The 17,965-nt window shown below is 43.2% G+C and carries 18 protein-coding genes and 1 tRNA gene; 8 read left to right on the top strand and 11 right to left on the bottom strand.

From position 1 onward, the window contains the following. Positions 1-133 precede the first annotated feature (133 nt). The 7 genes from UH38_RS06155 to pyk all read right to left on the bottom strand — a co-directional run bounded on the left by UH38_RS06155 (position 134) and on the right by pyk (position 6,687). Entirely contained in the window at positions 134-1,729 is a 1,596-nt protein-coding gene (locus UH38_RS06155; RefSeq protein ID WP_045053750.1) for a B12-binding domain-containing radical SAM protein, read from the bottom strand. Between the two features lie 262 nt (positions 1,730-1,991). Further along, on the bottom strand, positions 1,992-3,758 hold the full coding sequence (locus UH38_RS06150; protein ID WP_045053749.1) for a metallophosphoesterase family protein: 1,767 nt from the start codon (positions 3,756-3,758) through the stop codon (positions 1,992-1,994). Between the two features lie 18 nt (positions 3,759-3,776). Continuing rightward, on the bottom strand, positions 3,777-3,971 hold the full coding sequence (locus tag UH38_RS06145) for a DUF6887 family protein (protein WP_045053748.1): 195 nt from the start codon (positions 3,969-3,971) through the stop codon (positions 3,777-3,779). Further along, positions 3,968-4,141, bottom strand: coding sequence for a DUF6888 family protein (locus tag UH38_RS28100; protein WP_200892311.1), 174 nt, complete (start codon positions 4,139-4,141; stop codon positions 3,968-3,970). Before UH38_RS28100 ends, UH38_RS06145 begins: the two co-directional genes overlap by 4 nt. A 213-nt stretch (positions 4,142-4,354) precedes the next feature. Continuing rightward, a tRNA-Pro gene (locus tag UH38_RS06140) sits at positions 4,355-4,428 on the bottom strand. Positions 4,429-4,479: 51 nt separating this feature from the next. Further along, positions 4,480-4,845, bottom strand: a complete 366-nt coding sequence (locus UH38_RS06135) for a DUF1818 family protein (protein ID WP_045053747.1) — start codon at positions 4,843-4,845, stop codon at positions 4,480-4,482. Positions 4,846-4,917: 72 nt separating this feature from the next. Then, positions 4,918-6,687, bottom strand: a complete 1,770-nt coding sequence (gene pyk / locus UH38_RS06130) for a pyruvate kinase (RefSeq protein ID WP_045053746.1) — start codon at positions 6,685-6,687, stop codon at positions 4,918-4,920. A gap of 167 nt (positions 6,688-6,854) precedes the next feature. Here pyk and crtR point away from each other — a divergent pair, with 167 nt between their 5' ends. Next, positions 6,855-7,781: a beta-carotene hydroxylase gene (gene crtR / locus UH38_RS06125; RefSeq protein ID WP_045053745.1), complete on the top strand. Its 927-nt coding sequence runs from the start codon at positions 6,855-6,857 to the stop codon at positions 7,779-7,781. A gap of 63 nt (positions 7,782-7,844) precedes the next feature. On the opposite strand, the gene aroH is transcribed toward crtR, so the two are convergent. Next, on the bottom strand, positions 7,845-8,252 hold the full coding sequence (gene aroH, locus UH38_RS06120; RefSeq protein ID WP_045053744.1) for a chorismate mutase: 408 nt from the start codon (positions 8,250-8,252) through the stop codon (positions 7,845-7,847). Between the two features lie 155 nt (positions 8,253-8,407). Then, positions 8,408-9,265 carry a signal peptide peptidase SppA gene (gene sppA / locus UH38_RS06115; RefSeq protein WP_045053743.1) on the bottom strand — a complete coding sequence of 286 codons (858 nt, stop codon included), beginning with the start codon at positions 9,263-9,265 and terminating at the stop codon, positions 8,408-8,410. Between the two features lie 164 nt (positions 9,266-9,429). On the opposite strand from sppA, the gene UH38_RS06110 reads away from it, so the two are divergent. From UH38_RS06110 to UH38_RS06100, 3 genes are all read left to right on the top strand, one after another. Further along, entirely contained in the window at positions 9,430-10,464 is a 1,035-nt protein-coding gene (locus tag UH38_RS06110) for a DMT family transporter (protein ID WP_045053742.1), read from the top strand. A gap of 74 nt (positions 10,465-10,538) precedes the next feature. Next, a complete protein-coding gene (locus UH38_RS06105) occupies positions 10,539-11,444 on the top strand; it encodes a DUF5996 family protein (RefSeq protein WP_045053741.1) in 906 nt (301 codons plus the stop codon). 74 nt (positions 11,445-11,518) lie between these two features. Then, the gene (locus UH38_RS06100; RefSeq protein WP_235355097.1) at positions 11,519-12,613 is read left to right on the top strand and encodes a glycosyltransferase family 4 protein; all 1,095 of its coding nucleotides are present in this window, start codon (positions 11,519-11,521) and stop codon (positions 12,611-12,613) included. Positions 12,614-12,811: 198 nt separating this feature from the next. On the opposite strand, the gene UH38_RS06095 is transcribed toward UH38_RS06100, so the two are convergent. Further along, entirely contained in the window at positions 12,812-13,297 is a 486-nt protein-coding gene (locus UH38_RS06095; protein ID WP_045053740.1) for an allophycocyanin subunit alpha-B, read from the bottom strand. Between the two features lie 73 nt (positions 13,298-13,370). Here UH38_RS06095 and rlmD point away from each other — a divergent pair, with 73 nt between their 5' ends. Together rlmD and UH38_RS06085 are read left to right on the top strand one after the other, a co-directional pair. Next, positions 13,371-14,777: a 23S rRNA (uracil(1939)-C(5))-methyltransferase RlmD gene (rlmD, locus tag UH38_RS06090; RefSeq protein WP_045053739.1), complete on the top strand. Its 1,407-nt coding sequence runs from the start codon at positions 13,371-13,373 to the stop codon at positions 14,775-14,777. Positions 14,778-15,106: 329 nt separating this feature from the next. Further along, the gene (locus tag UH38_RS06085) at positions 15,107-15,553 is read left to right on the top strand and encodes an ATP-binding protein (protein ID WP_045053738.1); all 447 of its coding nucleotides are present in this window, start codon (positions 15,107-15,109) and stop codon (positions 15,551-15,553) included. A 129-nt stretch (positions 15,554-15,682) separates the two neighbouring features. Here UH38_RS06085 and UH38_RS06080 read toward each other — a convergent pair whose 3' ends face one another. Further along, positions 15,683-15,985: a DUF6439 family protein gene (locus tag UH38_RS06080; RefSeq protein ID WP_235355096.1), complete on the bottom strand. Its 303-nt coding sequence runs from the start codon at positions 15,983-15,985 to the stop codon at positions 15,683-15,685. A gap of 34 nt (positions 15,986-16,019) precedes the next feature. Between UH38_RS06080 and UH38_RS06075 the strand changes: the two genes are divergently transcribed. Together UH38_RS06075 and asnS are read left to right on the top strand one after the other, a co-directional pair. Next, positions 16,020-16,382 carry a hypothetical protein gene (locus UH38_RS06075; RefSeq protein WP_045053737.1) on the top strand — a complete coding sequence of 121 codons (363 nt, stop codon included), beginning with the start codon at positions 16,020-16,022 and terminating at the stop codon, positions 16,380-16,382. Between the two features lie 77 nt (positions 16,383-16,459). Beyond that, the gene (asnS, locus tag UH38_RS06070; RefSeq protein WP_045053798.1) at positions 16,460-17,854 is read left to right on the top strand and encodes an asparagine--tRNA ligase; all 1,395 of its coding nucleotides are present in this window, start codon (positions 16,460-16,462) and stop codon (positions 17,852-17,854) included. Positions 17,855-17,965: the final 111 nt, after the last annotated feature.

Below are 17,965 nucleotides of genomic sequence, written 5' to 3'. Positions count from 1 at the left end.
TGTAATTGCTATTTAGCCAGCTTGGTAGGGTGCGTTTTGAAAACGCATCCTACTGCTTCCTTTGGAAAGTTAAATAGTCATTGAGCTTATTAGGCGAGATATAAGCTGCAAGTCTTATATCTCGCAGCTTGAATTAACTAGCCAAAACAGTTGTAGGGGTATCTTCGCGATCGCTCGTGTTAGCTGGCAATTCCCGATTTTGAGCTAAAAACTCCTCTAACTGACTTTCTATTTGATCGCGCACGATTTGGCGGTATTCCATAAAATGCTCGATATGGGCGCAAGCAGCTAGGTAATGTTCGGCTACGCCTGGGTTGCGCTTGATAATGCTAAACAAGTGATGCCAGAACTTCCAGCGCGTACTGCGTTTGATTCCTTGTCGCCAAATAATAATTGCTAAGGCTTTGACAACTACCCACTCTGGCATTTTAAACGGTGCTTTCCAACTAGGCGCACCCATCATCAGAAAACATTGGTAGGTACGATCTAAATATTTCTCAGGTTCGTACAGAGCACAGAATGCTTCAATATATTCTCTAGCAATATCTTCCAACGGACGAGTAGGAATAAAGTTCATCAAAGTCGTCTGGTTAATATTACCGTCTTTATCTTCCCTAAGCCTGCCTTCTTTACTCAAACGATGCCATAGTGCAGTATTAGGCAATGCTTGCAACATTGCAAATGTGGTAGAAGGGATATGTGCAAGTTCGGCAAAACGGACAATGCGATCGCCTGCACCTGCTTTTTCGCCATCAAAGCCAATAATAAACCCAGCCATCGGGCGCAATCCTGCTTTAATAATTGCTTCTACTGATTCAGTTAAGGAACTGCGCGTATTTTGAAACTTTTTAGTCAATTGCAAGCTATCTTCATCTGGTGTTTCAATACCCAAAAATACTGCCGCAAAGCCGCACTCAACCATCAATTCCATCAATTCGGGATCTTGCGCCAAGTCAATTGAGGCTTCAGTATCAAAGCGGAAAGGATATTGATGTTCTTGCATCCAACCTTTTAACTCTTGCAGCAATAATTTGACATTGCGCTTGTTGCCAATAAAGTTGTCATCTACCATGAAAACACCGCGCCGCCAACCCAAGTTGTAGAGTGCATCTAATTCAGCAAGTAGTTGTGCTGGGGTTTTTGTGCGTGGTTTGCGTCCGTAAAGCACAATAATGTCGCAAAATTCGCATTGAAAAGGACATCCGCGCGAAAATTGAATCGACATCATATCGTAGGCTTTAAAATCTAGCAGATCGAAGCGAGGTACTGGCGTAGTTGTCACATCCGGTTTTTCTGTTGCTCGGAATATCCCTGAAGTCTCCCCGCGTTGCACTGCTTCGATAAACATGGGCAGAGTAATTTCCCCTTCATCTAAAATGAGGAAATCCGCGCCTGCTTTTTGTGCTTCTCTAGGTACGGATGTCACATAAGGACCACCAACTGCAACTAATTTGCCTCGTTGTTTGGCAGCTTTAATTTGATCGATCAGGTCGTCTTTTTGCACGATCATCGCGCTAAAAATGCATATATCCGCCCATTCCCATTCTGCTTCTGTAACGGCGCGGATATTGCGGTCTACTAACTTAAATTCCCATTCTTGGGGCAATATAGCTGCAACTGTAACTAATCCTAATGGAGGAAGTAGAACTTTGCGGTTTACCAGTTCTAAGATTTTTTCATAAGACCAAAATGTTTTAGGAAATATTGGATAAACCAGTAAAACTCGCATACACTGTTAACCTCACACTATATAGTTGTTAGACTAGCTTAAATTTATCAACCCCGACTTAAAATTCGGTTTTCACCAAAAAGTAATTTTTGCTTAAATTGCTTTGTATTATAGACTAATCAAGCCTTCGGCAATCGGTCAACGCAGTATTTTCAAGATGAGTATTTTTTAGATTAGACTGCAAGGCAAACTAAATTGTTCTCGATTTTTCTATTTTTAAACGCTAGCGATCGCTAAAATCGATTGCTAGCGTTTAAATGTATCAATTTATACGAGTATTGATTTTCAACTTAAATTCGTCAAACTTCATGACCTCTGCATCCGGCTTGAGCGTATCAAAACGATAGCTAATAACGCTACCAGTAGCAGTATCTAAAATACTAAATGCTGTAATGTCGTTACTGGCAAGATAAGGTAGTTTTTGACCGTTTTTGTCTAAAAGGGGTGCTATAGAAGGTGCGATCGCTTCTAGCCCATTAGGATCGCCTGTGGCTGCATAATTATCATTACCTTCTGGTACATCACGCTGCTTATCGCCTAGTGCAGCACCGTAGGAATTACCAACATTAGAAGTTTCTAAAAAATGCATCCCGCTACTACTAATAAAGCGGTTCCATAAATGAGAATGTCCGTAAAATACTAATTGCGCGTTAGCAGCTTCTAACAACGGCACAATATCGCGGATGATGTAATCTTGCTCTAATGGGTACTCGTAGCGTACAGATTTACCTGGCTCAATTATTTGCACTGGATTGGTGTAAGCAGGAACAATATTATCTCCCAATGAGTGCGGCGGATGGTGCAACATCACAACTTTGTATTTTGCTTGTTGAAACTGAGGACTATTTAGTTCTTCCTGTAGCCAACTGTATTGAGGACTTCCCACAGAAATATCCTCAAATATATGCTGTCCGTATCCCCACTCATTAGGGTTATTTATGTCTTGTTGGCGTTCTTGATATTTGCCTTTAGCTGACTTATCTAGGCTAGGAGTACGCCAGATATTAGTTGCATAAAGTACAACTAAACGCACGTCGCCAAAGGTAACAGCATAGTATTTTTTGCCACCCTTCTCGCTTTGGGGTAGGGTAAATATCTCTTCGTAGGTATCGGTATTAAATGAATAATCTTTGACAAAGGCGCGATCGCCTCCAGCACTATGCTCCGCGCGATCGCTTTTTTGCTTAAGTAACTGCGCTATTGCAGCTTGGCGGGGATAAGCATCGCCAAATTCATCATTCAAGCTACCAGTTTTTTGATAGCGTCCCATTACTTCATGATTGCCGATCGCTGCATACAATGGAGCGTGTTGGATAATTTCGCCGCCAGTATAAGTAGTTTTGAGATTATTTTTCTCTAGTTGAAACTTAGCACGACCTTGAAGACAAGGAAAAAATGCGCCACCTCTATTATCGTCAAACCATTCTGACGCGCGATCGGGAATATTTACCAAATCTCCCGCGAAAAACACCGCATCTACTTTCCCTACAGTTTCGACTACTTTTTGCAGATTAGCCGCTGTCATTGGTTTAAGCTGGTGATCTGAAGTAAGTAAAATCTTTAATGGCTTCCCTGCTGCTGGTTTTGCAGCTAAGGTAAATTCACCGCTACTTACACTTTTACCGTCTTCTCTTACACTTGTTACTCGATAAGGCAAGCGGATATTAGAATTAAGCTGAGTAACTTCTGCTTCGTGTCGCCAAATGTTGCGAATAGTCGGCTGTTTGTATTGAATATCTACTACAGATTTTTGGTCTTCACGAGTGCGACTGAGTTTAGTTGTTGTAGCGATCGCACTTTGATTAAAATCTTTGCCATAACTAACAGTATGCCTAGATCCAGCAAACTCAGTAAACCAAACAATCCTTACTGAATTTTCTGTTGGTAGTTGCAAAAATGGATCGCTAAGTAGCTGAGGTACAGAAGTCATAAGTGTTTGTTCAGCCGCAGTTGACTTCACTACGATAATGCAGATTGCAGCCAGAAATGCAACCACAAGCCAGCGAGTAATGCTGTTAAAGTTAAGCATTATTTATTACTTAAAGAGCTACTTATTGCTTTCCTTCTTCAAGATTTGCTGCATTCGTTCCTCACTCCATTCTTCGGGTTCAATAATGGCAATAGGAGGTTTTTGTTGCATTCGATCTACATAAGCATAAAATGCTACTGTATCTTGTCGATGAGCAAGCACATAAGTTCGTAACTCTTCATCAGTCATTGCAGAAAAATTTGGGTTATTCATCGAACTGTTCTCCTACCACTGCGGTCAATTTCTATTTCAAGTGATTTGCCTGCCAAAATTACTATATTGCTAGTGCGCTCGTCAATTCTTACTAAGTTTATATTGATATAGCTATTAGTAAGAAACACGCTGTCTCGAAACAAAGCCAAAAATTGTGCTTGGGTAGGCATTACTTATTTTAAGTGCGATCGCTCTAGGTACAGACTACTATTTATACAATGCGATCTTTAAAATCCTTCCACCCATAATATTTTCTTATTTGGCTCCATCTCTTTTCTACAATCAAATAACACCAATCTACCTACTATGATGAGTCTACGGTGCTAACCAATGACTCCGCAAGCCATACAGTATTAGGTGTTTCATATAAGGGTTTTGTTAAATCGGAACGTTGGGATTTGAACCCAAGACCTCCACTACCCCAAAGTGGCGCGCTACCAAGCTGCGCTACGCCCCGTCATCAGACAAACTATATTAACACAATATCAATGACAAAGTATTAGTTATTCTAAAAAACTTGCAGCATTTGCGCGGCATTTACTAAATCTGTTACTGCTGTTTCCATCCAGCAACCTTCCGCGCCACGTCTAGTATGCAAGATAAAGTGTAAACTGTAAGCATGAGGATAGCCTGATACTTCCATCCACATTAATTCACTTTGGGCTTCGCAAGTTATTTTCTCTTCGTCCATCAATTCACTTGCCATCTGACTCATGGTGTCTGCTATTTGCGCTGATAACCGACAAAAATCATGCAACTCGGCTTGTGTAAGTTCGATCGCCCAATCATCAGTACCAACCAAACCCTTGAATTCTGCTGCATCCGGATTCCAGCCAATCCGCCAACCTTTACCAGTTTTTAAAACACGCGCCATCAAAAATTAAAAATAGAGGTTGTAATTAATGTAGAGACGTAGCAGTGCTACGTCTCCAAACACCCAGGAACATTAAGTATGTACTGTTGCACCAGAATAAATCAAACCCCTTTGCATATCCAGAGTTAAAATTGCCCCATCGCGAATTACTTTGGTTGCGTGTTTCACGCCGACAATTACAGGTACGCCAAGCCGTAAACCAATAATTGCTGCATGGCTAGTCAGGCTGTCATCTTCAGTAACAATACCTCCAGCTTTGCGAATTGCCTCAATAAAGTCTGCACTCGTGCGCGGTGCTACTAAAATTTCTCCTGGATTAAAATTGCCCACATCTATAGCGTTATGAGCTACCCTAGCTCTACCGCTTACAGAACCTAATCCTAAGCCTACACCTTGACCTAGTACCGCTGTTACTACCTCAACTTTAATCAAATCTGTCGAACCTGCTACGCCTTGCAACGCGCCTGCACTCATTACTACCAAATCGCCCTCAGAAAGTAATTGCTTTTCTTGAGCGACATTAATAGCAGCTTGAAATGTTTGCCCTGCTGAAGGCAAATCTAACACCAGTAAAGGTTTTACACCCCACACAAGTTGCAATTGCCTGGCAACATCTACGTGTGGAGTTACTGCCAAAATTGGGTTTTTGGGGCGGAACTTAGAGACATTACGCGCAGTAGAACCAGTTTTAGTCAAAGTCATAATTGCCGCTGCATCCAGTTGTTCGGCAATTTGCCCTACTGCTTGACTGATGGCATTGGGAATCGAGTGACGAGTCTCTTTGACGCTAGCATGAGTTACTCCAAGTCCCTGTTCTCGTTCTATGCGCGTAGCTATCCTTGCCATTGTCGCTACAGCTTCAACAGGATGTTTGCCTACAGCCGTTTCGTTAGAAAGCATGACTGCATCTGTGCCATCAATAATGGCATTTGCCACATCTGACACTTCAGCGCGAGTAGGGCGGGGACTATGCACCATACTATCGAGCATCTGCGTTGCTGTAATAATCGGGATGCCTAAGCGATTTGCGGTGGCAATTAGCCGCTTTTGTAGTATGGGTACATCCTCAGCAGGCAATTCAACGCCTAAGTCACCTCTAGCTACCATTACACCATCGCTGAGAGCTAGAATTGCCTCCATTTGCTCGATCGCTTCGTGCTTTTCAATCTTGACAATTACTGGTACTTGTTTGCCTGCATTAGATATTAGTTCTTTGATTTCTAGTACGTCTTGAGGATTGCGAACAAATGATAGCGCGATCCAATCTACACCTTGATCTAACCCAAAGATCAAATCTTCTCGGTCTTTTTCAGTCAACGCCCTAATAGATAAATAAACGCCAGGAAAGTTAACACCTTTATTATTAGACAGCGTGCCGCCAACGACAACGCGACAGTGCAGTTCTTTATCCGCACGATTTATTTCCTCTACAACCATTTCTACTCGCCCGTCATCGAGGAGAATAGTTGCGCCGCAAGGGACTTCTTCTGCTAGTAAATCGTAAGTAACGCAACTAATATTTTGCGATCCAATCACAAAGTCACTGGTTAAGGTAAAGCGATCGCCTTTTTTGACTTCGATCGATCCATTTTCAAATTTCCCCAACCGAATTTTCGGTCCCTGCAAGTCTTGCAAGATCCCTACTGGTTGATTGAGTTCAAAGGCAGTTTGCCTAATCAACCTCACGCTACGCTGATGATCTGCATGGCTACCATGAGAAAAATTCAACCGCAGCGTAGTTGCACCTGCTTCAATCAATGCCTTTAACACCTCTGGGCTACTGGTGGCTGGACCTATCGTGGCGACAATTTTTGTCCGGCGTTGAGAATCTTTTGGTTGCATTTAGGCTAATGAAGAATATAGGGTAGGGCGAAGATTTGCTTCGCAATTATATCGTTATTGCGCTACCTCTTTAGAAGTAACTAAGATGACTTAGGCGACACAAAACTTTATTATTTGATTAGGCTTACTATAGAATACGCGATCGCTAATTTACAAAGGAGTTCAAAATGCTGATGTCGGAGGCACAGAAGCCACTGACAGTTCCGAGGGAATTCTTGAGTCCCCCTGGCAACCCCAATCCAACTTTGCTAATGTTTATAGCTGCGGTCTGTGCGATCGTGCTATCCAATTTTGGTTACTGGCTTTGGGAGTGGCCCCACTGGTGTTGTTTTGTGACCAATACGATCGCTTTGCATATCTGCGGCACAGTAATTCACGATGCTTGTCACAATAGCGCCCATCGCAATCGGACAATTAATGCCATATTAGGACACGGTAGTGCGTTGTTATTAGCTTTTGCTTTCCCTGTATTTACGCGGGTGCATCTGCAACATCACGCTCATGTCAACGATCCCGAAAATGACCCCGATCATTATGTTTCTACTGCTGGACCTTTGTGGTTGATTCCCGTTCGTTTTCTCTATCACGAAGTATTTTTCTTTAAGCGCCAGTTGTGGCAAAAACATGAATTATGGGAATGGTTCTTTAGCCGCTTGTTAATTGCTGCTATTTTTTATGTTTCCATTCAATACCACTTTTTGGGATATATTCTTAACTTCTGGTTTATTCCTACAGCCATAGTGGGCTTGGCTTTAGGGTTCTTTTTTGATTATTTACCCCATCGCCCCCATCAAGAACGCGATCGCTGGAAAAATGCCAGAGTCTACCCTGGTAAAGTTTTAAATATTCTGATCATGGGGCAGAACTATCACTTAATTCATCACTTATGGCCCTCTATTCCTTGGTATAACTACCAAAACGCTTATTATGCTACTAAGCCATTATTAGATGCCAAAGGCTGTCATCAAACTTCAGGGTTGTTAGAAAAAAGACAATTTTTGAGCTTTCTGTATGACGTTTTTATTGGTATTCACTCGCACAAAAAAGAGACGATCGCTTCACCAGTAGAACCAGGAAGCGTCAAGGGCGCTTAAACGCGCAAGGGGAAAGGTTTTTTGTCCTTTACCCTTTGCCTACCAGGGCTTTAATTAAAGTAATTAAAAAATTGGGGAAGGCGATAGCACAATTGGTTGAGGTAAATTCCAATCAGGGCGTAAATGTCTTGCCTCGCGCAAGTAGGTATGGCAAACTTTGCCACCAGAAGTAGGAATATTTACCAAAATCAAAAAGCGGATGCAACGCTGCAAGCTACCTTCAACGTGCATCTGCTGCACGTCTAACATGGGTACGTTGTCCCAGTAAGGACGGTGGCGGGCGATCGCAGCCGGAAATATAGCATCTAAATCGCGGGTAACGGAGAAAGTTGCGCTAATAATTTCAATCGGATCGATTTGATTGCGCGTTTCTGTCTCATCCAAAAGTTCCGTTACTGCTTCTGTAATTGCCTCAATTGTATTTTCAGTAACAGTTGTTGCCCCGCGAATTGCTCTAAGTCGCCACTCCACGCCCAAGCCCCCCTTAAATTAATATCAGTTTTTACTTTTTGTTGTTATGTTATCCATTTTCCAGTTTAATGAGGTGTCAACGCGCTATCTAATTTTGGAGGTTTCCTCCAAAATCCGCGCGTCAATGTAACTTACGCTTCACATCTGTACTGAAATTATGGTCTATATAGCCATAACGGTAGTCCGCTAGTGGATAGCTCAAACTCTAACCAATCAAGCCCCATCGCCAAACCTGATAATTGACGGTTGTTTAGAATTTGGGGAAGAATCCTTTGTTCGGTGCTGCTATTAGATAGCAAGCGCGTCAATAGTGGTTTGCGTTCTTCCAAGGTGTAGCATTTTGTTTTCTCAGGGTCAAGTCCGACTAATTCTGCAGCCCAGCGACGAGCATCTTCTTCTGTTCCCAAGCGATCGACAACGCCTAACTCTACAGCTTGTTGTCCGGTAAAGATGCGCCCGTCAGCAAAGCTTCTTACTGTTTCCAACGTTAAGTTTCTAGCCTCGGCGACTGTTTGCACAAATTGTTGGTAGCTAGTATCAATTAATTCCTGCAGAATATGCTCTTCTGGCTCAGTTAATTGGCGATCGAATGCCAAAATGTCTTTATAAGGACCAGATTTGACTACTTTAAACGATACGCCAACTTTATCTAACAAGCGCTCTAAGTTATTGCCCCGCAAAATTACGCCAATACTGCCTGTAATTGTGCCTGGATTTGCCATAATATGTTCTGCACCCATGCCAATGTAAACACCGCCAGATGCGGAAATATTGCCGAAACTAGCAACAATTTTGACTTTGGAGCGCAGACGCTTCAAGGCGCTATAAATTTCTTGGGAATCTCCTACCGTACCGCCAGGGCTATCGATGCGGAGTAATAAAGCTGGAAACCGCTTTTCCTCAACTGTTTTTAGTGCTTCTAATACTTGTTTGCGAGTCGCACTACCGATCGCGCCATTTACTTCAATCCGAGCAATTTGTTTTTGAAACCGAGGCTTAAAGGGCCAAACCATGTGCAGTCAAACCAGAAATTCTTAAATAATAGGATGCAGCAAATTTGCTGTCTTTCTCTAGTTTGCCTTATTTACACCCCTCTAGTTTGGTAACGCAGCTAGCAGAACCTTAATAAAAATACATAATTAGATAGAATTGAAGGAAATGCCTTGCCCGAACTTCCATGCAGCTAAAAGATACCCATTTGCGATCGCCTCTATTACTCATTGCGCCCTTTTTCCTCTGGGGGACGGCAATGGTAGCAATGAAAGGAGTAATACCCCATACAACGCCTTTATTTATGGCAGGAGTGCGTTTAGTACCAGCCGGAATGCTAGTTCTGGCGTGGGCAGCGATCGCTGGTAGACCCCAGCCGAAAAGTTGGCAGGCTTGGCTGTGGATTGCCTTATTTGCTTTAGTAGACGGGGCAATGTTTCAAGGCTTTCTCGCCGAAGGATTAGTTAGAACTGGGGCGGGTTTGGGGTCTGTGATGATTGATTCTCAGCCATTAGCAGTGGCTTTACTATCATTATGGTTATTTGGCGATCGCATTGGCTTATGGGGTTGGCTAGGACTCGCTATCGGCGTAACTGGCATTAGTTTGATTGGCTTGCCCGATGCTTGGATTTTGAACTTGTTAAATCAAGATGCGATCGCCATTGTGGGCAGTTGGCAGCAATTATTTACCAACGGTGAATGGTTGATGCTATTAGCGGCGTTGTCGATGGCTGTAGGGACGGTATTTATTCGCTTTGTCTGCCGCTACGCCGATCCGGTAGTAGCGACGGGCTGGCACATGATTTTGGGCGGCTTACCGCTATTTGTATTGTCTGGTAGCTGGGAATCTGGGCAATGGGCGCAAATCGATTTAACTGGGTGGCTGGCGCTAGGATATGCGACTATATTCGGGAGTGCGATCGCTTATGGCTTATTTTTCTACTTCGCTGCTAGCGGTAGCTTAACAAGTCTGAGTTCGCTAACTTTCCTGACACCTGTATTTGCCTTATTATTTGGCAACTTGTTTTTAGGCGAATTTCTCAGTCCTTTGCAGTGGATGGGAGTTAGTTTGACATTGGTAAGTATTTATTTAATTAATCAACGCGACTTCTTGGCTGATTTAGGTAACAAAGTTACAGATATTAATCCCGACTCGCGGCGCGTTCTCGACTCTTCTGCTGTAAATGTCTCGATTAAAAAATCAGAACCAGAAGTTTTGTAATCTGCCCGTATCCACATCCATGCTAAAGCTATAGACTTTTTAACAAGTGAAAAGTCTATATTGGGCATCAAATAATGAATGAAAGCACTGCTTCTACTGTAGTTTTGCCTGCACTGCCCCTACCCCAGTGGAAAGACACTTACTACACGCTGCATATGTGGACGCAAATTGTGGGCAAAATTCGGCTGACACTTAGTCCGAAGCTAAACCACTGGTGGCAAGTACCGCTATATGTAAATGCACGCGGACTTACTACATCGACGATTCCTTACCAACAGCAAAATTTTGAAATATTATTTGACTTCATCGACCATCAATTAGTAATTCATACTAGCAGTGGAGCGATCGCCCATATAGCCTTAGAACCCAAATCTGTAGCTGAATTTTACCAAGAATTGATGGCTGTATTGCAGTCTTTGGGAATCGAGGTAAAAATTCGCGCCCTCCCAGATGAAGTACCAAATCCGATTCCCTTTGCTGAAGATCGCCAACATAGTTCTTATGACAGGGAATATGTCGAGCGCTGGTGGCAAATACTCATGCAAACAGACAAAATATTTAAAGAGTTTAGAGCGCGATTTATTGGTAAATGCAGCCCCGTACATTTTTTTTGGGGTAGTTTTGACTTAGCAGTGACGCGCTTTTCCGGAAGACGCGCCCCAGAGCGCGCCCAAACAGATGCTATTACGCGTGAAGCCTATTCCCACGAAGTAATTAGTCACGGTTTTTGGACTGGTAGCGGTCCTATTCAAGCACCAGCTTTTTATTCTTATACTGTGCCAGCGCCACTAGGGTTAGATAAAGAGCTAATTCGCCCTCATAATGCATTTTACAGTGCAGAAATGTCAGAATTTATATTGATGTATGACGATATGCGCCAAGCAGAATCGCCGCAGCGGGTACTACTAGAATTTATGCAGAGTACATACGAAGCGGGAGCAAACCTAGCTAACTGGGATCGTCAAGCATTAGAGCGTTGAGTCTTAACAAGAAGATACTGGCGCATTCATAATTATTTAGGAACAAGCTTGACGCTTTTAAAGTACGAATTATTTTGACTACTAATTCTCAAAACATCCTCAAATTACTATTTGTCTCTACTCCAGTTGGACCTTTAGGTACAGGAGTAGGCGGCGGAGTTGAACTAAGTTTGTTTAATATCGCTCAAGAAATGCTGCGGCGCGGGCATACTGTGCAAATTGTCGCGCCTATTGGTTCTAAGTTTCCTCAACTGCCGATAGTCGAAATTCCTGGTAACGTGCAGATTATTGCCCAAAGTCAGGAACGCAATACGCCGATTATGATGCCCGATAATTCCCTGCTAGCAAATATGTGGGAATACGCGCGGCAAGTCCAAAACGAGTATGACTTAATTGTTAATTTTGCTTACGATTGGCTGCCGTTGTATCTGACACCTTTTTTTGGCGTTGCGATCGCCCATTTTATTAGTATGGGTTCTTTGTCTGAAGCGATGGACGAAATTGTGACTAAAGTTGCTAGCGATTTTCCTGGAACGATTGGCTTCTATACACCTTCTCAGGCGGCAACTTTTAACCTCCAGCAATGTCCTTGTTTGAGTAGCGGGATCGATTTGTCTTTATATCAGTTTTGCCCAGAACCCGAAAATTATTTAGCTTGGTTAGGTAGAATTGCCCCAGAAAAAGCCTTAGAAGATGCAGTCGAGGCGGCGCAAATTGCGAATACGCCGCTAAAAATTATGGGCAAAATGCAGGATGAGGATTATTGGCAACAAATTTGTCAAAATTACCCCGATGCACCAATTGAATACTTGGGGTTTTTGTCTACTACGGATATGCAGCAGCAATTACGCCAATGTAAAGCATTGTTAATGACTCCCCGTTGGGTAGAAGCTTTTGGCAATGTAGCAATAGAAGCGCTAGCTTGCGGCGTTCCTGTTATATCTTATCAGCGCGGAGGTCCAGCGGAGATCGTCCAAGATGGTAAGACGGGGTTTTTGGTGGAACCCGACAGCGTTGCTGGGTTAGTTGAGGCGATCGCCAATTTATCAAAAATCGACCGCTACACCTGCCGCCAGAGTGCGGAAACAGAGTATTCTGTAGAGGCATTAGGCGATCGCTTCGAGCAATGGTTTAGAGACATCATCAATACACCTGTTGCCCAAGTATAGTATTTCATCTGCGTTCATCTGCGTGCATCTGCGTTCGATCAAAATTTCCCCACCATTTGCGGACGAACTAACAATAATTGCTAGATTCAGCCGCCACCAGTGGGGAAGCAAGTAAAAAGTTTAGAATTTTAGTGTAACAAGCTAAAAAATTTAGCCGCGTACACATTTATCACAACAGCTTCTTAACCATGTTCAGCCTTACGACATTGACTGAATAATGTAATCAAAGTAAGGTGCTGCTTCGGCTGCATCTTCAGCGCTCATCAAGTCTAAAGCCGCCGTTTTCAAACAGCGAATAGACTCTACCATCCCAGGTACGGGAACGCCTAAGGAATTATACATTTCGCGCACGCCGATTAAACCGATTTTTTCGATTGGTTCTTTGTCCCCAGCCAATACGCCATAAGTAATTAGGCGCAAGTACCAACCGTAATCGCGCAGACACAAAGCTCTTTGCCGTTCGCCATAAGCGTTACCGCCAGGAGCAATAAAGTCAGGGCGCTTTTGCCAAAGCTGTTTGCTGGCTTGTTGGACAATTTTTTTCTCGTTTTCAGCCAGGGTAGCGGCAATTCGCATCCGCTGTTCGCCTGTCTGTAAAAACTCTTTGATGCTCTTGAGTTCGCCTGTGCTAGGGTAGCGAAGCTCGTCGTCGGCTTGAAGAATAAGTTGGCTAACTACACTCATGTTAATTTTGCTAACTGAATATCATTTGTAGTTTAACTAAGTCTACGTACACAAATAAAGAGAATTTAACACTATGTCTTTAACTCCGTTGTCCGATCCCCATGCTCCAAGTCATCAAGATTGGCAGCAAGGCAAATTAATAGAGTTAGATATTAACGATTTGAGCGATTCTGGCGATGGTGTGGGACGCTATAACGATCGCGTTGTATTCGTACCGGATACAGTTCCAGGCGATCGCATTTTAGCTCGGCTCGTCCGTGTCAAGGCGCAGTACGCCCACGCCAAGATACAAGAAATTTTAGTTCCATCTCCCCACCGCATCCGCCCTAGCTGCATTGTGGCTGATAAGTGCGGCGGCTGTCAGTGGCAGCATATTAACTACGAATATCAGCTAGAAGCGAAGAAAAATCAAGTTATTCAAGCTTTAGAACGCATTGGCGGGTTTACCAATCTACCTGTACAACCCGTCCTTTTACCGCCTGTGGCTTTAGGCTATCGCAACAAAGTTACTTATCCATTAAGTAGATCCTCTCAGGGACAAGTGCAAGCAGGTTATTACCAAAAAGGCACTCACCATTTAATTAATCTCAATCAATGTCCGGTGCAAGATGAACGCCTAAATCCGCTGCTCAAGGAAATAAAGCAAGATATTTACAAGCGGGGATGGTCAATATACAACGAAAGCCGCCATCAAGGCAAGTTGCGTCATTTGGGGCTAAGAATTGGTCGGCGTACTGGGGAAATGCTGCTAACTTTGGTAGTTACAGACTGGAATTTACTTAATATTACAGAGCAAGCCCAAGAATGGTTGGATAGATATCCGCAATTGGTAGGTGTGGCGCTTAATTGCCAGAGCGATCGCACTAATACTATATTTGGGCAAGAAACTCGTTGTATTGCTGGGCAGCCGTATTTGTTAGAGGAATTTGCTGGTTTAGAATTTCAGATTTTGCCCGATACATTTTTCCAAGTATATACAGAGTCGGCTGAGGCTTTGCTAGAAGTAATGAAGCAACAACTCAATTTGCAAGGACATGAGGTGTTAGTCGATGCTTATTGTGGTATTGGCACGTTAACTTTGCCGTTGGCGCAATATGTAAAACAGGCAATTGGGTTAGAAGTGCAATTAGCTGCTGTAGAACAAGCTAGAGTCAACGCCCAGCAAAATCAGATTACCAACGCAACATTCCAGGTAGGAACGGTAGAAGAGTTATTACCGCAGTTGAATGTGGCTCCAGATATAGTTTTGCTCGATCCCCCGCGTCAAGGATGCGATCGCGCAGTTATTGATACTTTAATTCAAACTGCGCCGGAATGTATTGTCTATGTTAGTTGCAAAAGCGCTACTCTAGCTCGCGATCTCAAGTTGCTATGCCAATCAGGTAAATATGAGTTGACTTATGTCCAACCTGCGGACTTCTTTCCCCAAACGGCTCACGTCGAATGTGTAGCCTTCGTGAAGAAAGTATTTGGGGATTAATGCAAGCAATGCTAAGATAAAAATAGTCTGCAACGAATCAGTCAGACAAGTCTACAAAAGTAGATAATTCTAGTCACCGGACAAGATATCTACTACAAACACTGGCAGATACCCCTGGTTTACCATGCTTTTGCCATTTAGAAATTTAGTTAATGACTGCATATTTAACATTCAATTTTGGCGAAGAACAAAACGCCCAGGGTTTTTATTACTTCTGCTCAAATATTTGCTATTTGCAAGATTTAGTAAAGCATGATAGATATGCAGTCATGTTGCATACCAGTACGCTAGCAAATTAATGTCTCGCCAAAAGCTACGGGGTTGTTGTAGTGATTACCATTTCACCGCGTCCAGTTGGGCGCAATTGCGGAACTATTAGCTTTGCTTCTACTTTGTACCTTTGTCCAATTCTAGATTTACTACTAGCAGACGTGCCGGATAAATGGCACGCCGAGCTTAGATTAGGACTCCAGGAAGCTTTGGTAAATGCTGCAAAACACGGCAATAATCTCGATCCCAGTAAAGTTGTGATCGTCCGCTTTTTTATCGTTGACGATCATTACTGGTGGGAAATTTGCGATCAAGGTTGCGGTTTCAATCCTCCAACTGAGTATAACTGCGATCCCACAGAATACCTACCGCCAGAAGTGTCGGAAAACGGTCGCGGGATGTGCATTCTTAAGACTATTTTTGACCAAGTGGAATGGAATTCAGCAGGGACAGAGTTGAGGTTGGGTAAGCAAGTTTCGCGTTTTCGTTTCCCGTTGGTTCATTAGCGAACGCAGATGCACGCGGATGGACAAGGCAGTGCGTTGGGGAGACAGCGCTGTGGGCGGGTTTCCCGACTTGAGGCGACTGTCGTCGGCTTTGCCGACTTGTAGCACCTGCCGCGCATGGATATACGATTATTTGTCTGAGGCTTGAGAGCCGTGTGTAGGGCAGGGTGGGGCAGAAATAGAACGATCTAGCCAGCCTGTTGCTTGTTGCAGTCTTAAGAGGGCTTCTTCGGGGTTCTGCTTTAATAGAAATACTAGGGCGGCGGCAGTTTGTTCGCTAGCGCGAGCTTTGCGGTTAGACTTTAACTTATGCCAGTCGTTGGGGGAGATAGTTAGCCTCTCCATCAAAGCTTGAGCCAATTCTAGGGTACTGAGGTCGTTAATGTTAGCAGTCTTAACTGTTTTGGTACTTTCAAGCATAAGATTGGGCATAAATGTTGATTAGTCCTACTGTATCAAGCTTAATATGCAACCGCCTCCAGAGTCGTCAGCCTCAGATGCATCAGTAGATATCGCTCAAAGTTTGGCTGAAGTAGAATCAGCCTTAGTTGCTCTTAAACAGCGTTACGCGCAGGTAGAGAGCGATCGCCTGCGTCAGGCAGAACTTAAAAACAGAATTGACGAAATTGGACCTCAAGTAGCCAAAAACAAGTCAGCGCAACTAAAAGTAGAACTAAAAGAACTTGAAGCGCAGTTAGAAGCAATTGAAGTTAATTTAGAAAGCCAGCTATTTACAGTAGACATTTTCAAAGAACCATTTTGGCAAGCAGTCAGGTTTGGCGGACTCGGCATTGTTGTAGGCTGGATCTTGAAATCTTGTGCCAACTAAAATAGTTTTGAGTTTTGAGTTTTGAGTTTTGAGTTGAAAACTTGGGTTTTCAATTTATTTAACCTTTACCCTTTTTGATAATGACCAGAAGAATTGTAGATATATTGAAAAACGGTCAACCAGATGAATCGCTGACTATTCAAGGCTGGGTAAGAACAAAACGCGATTTGAAGGGATTCGCCTTTATAGAAATTAATGATGGCTCTTCGCTCTCCAATTTGCAAGTCGTGTTAAATGCCGAAATGCCTGAGTATGAAACATTACTCAAACAGCTAAATACAGGCGCTTCTGTCGAAGTAGATGGGGTGTTAGTACCTTCGCAAGGAAAAGGACAAAGGATTGAGTTGCAGGCAAAAACAGCTAAAGTTTACGGAGAAGCCGATCCCGAAACCTATCCATTGCAAAAAAAACGCCACTCTTTTGAATTTTTGCGGACAATTGGACATTTGCGATCGCGTACTAATTCTTTTGGCGCGGTTTTTCGGGTAAGGAATGCTTGCGCGACTGCTATCCACCAGTTTTTCCAGGAAAGAGGATTCTTGTGGGTACATACGCCTATAATTACGCGCAGCGATTGTGAAGGTGCGGGGGAACTATTTACCGTTACAAGCTTTGACTTAAATAAAGTTCCCAAAACAGAGCAGCAAGACGACGTAGACTATGCTCAGGACTTTTTCGGTGGAAAAGCTTACTTGACTGTCAGCGGGCAGCTAGAGGCTGAGATTATGGCGATGGCATTTAGTAATGTCTACACTTTTGGTCCTACTTTTAGAGCCGAAAATTCCAATACTTCTCGGCATTTAGCAGAATTTTGGATGGTAGAACCAGAAATGGCGTTCTGCGATTTGCATGGCGATATGGATTTGGCTGAGGCGTTTTTGCAGCACGTTTTTAAGTACGTGATGGAAACTTGCTCGGAAGATATGGAGTTTTTTAACCAACGGATTGATGATTCTGTACTCGCAACGGCGGAAAACATTATCAATAACGAGTTTGAACGCATAACATATACAGATGCGATCGCTTTGCTAGAAAAAGCACCTGTCAATTTTGAGTATCCTGTAAGCTGGGGCTTAGATTTGCAATCAGAACACGAACGCTATTTAGCCGAACAGTTATTTAAGAAGCCTGCGATCGTAACTGATTACCCTACGGGGATCAAAGCTTTCTATATGCGTTTGAATGATGACCAAAAGACAGTTAGGGCTATGGATATTTTAGCGCCCAAAATTGGCGAAATTATCGGCGGTTCCCAGCGGGAGGAACGTTTAGATGTATTGACGCAAAGAATGCAAAGTCAAGGGTTAAATCCAGATGATTTGTGGTGGTATTTGGATTTACGCCGTTTTGGTACAGTTCCTCATGCTGGCTTTGGTTTGGGGTTTGAGCGCTTGGTACAGTTTATGACGGGGATGGGTAATATCCGCGATGTTATTCCCTTTCCTCGTACTCCTTTGAGTGCTGACTTTTAAAGCGTTCTGCTTAGAAATTTATAACTATTGCTAACAGCAGGTAGAAGCTAATCTATGTCTGCTGTTTTTTTATGGCAAACGTTTTATTAAGCTAAAACTTACGTATATTTA

This window comes from Aliterella atlantica CENA595 (assembly GCF_000952155.1).
Classification (GTDB): Bacteria; Cyanobacteriota; Cyanobacteriia; order Cyanobacteriales; family Chroococcidiopsidaceae; genus Aliterella; species Aliterella atlantica.
Note: the sequence above shows the minus strand (reverse complement) of the source record. Positions and strands in the feature narration are given on the sequence as shown.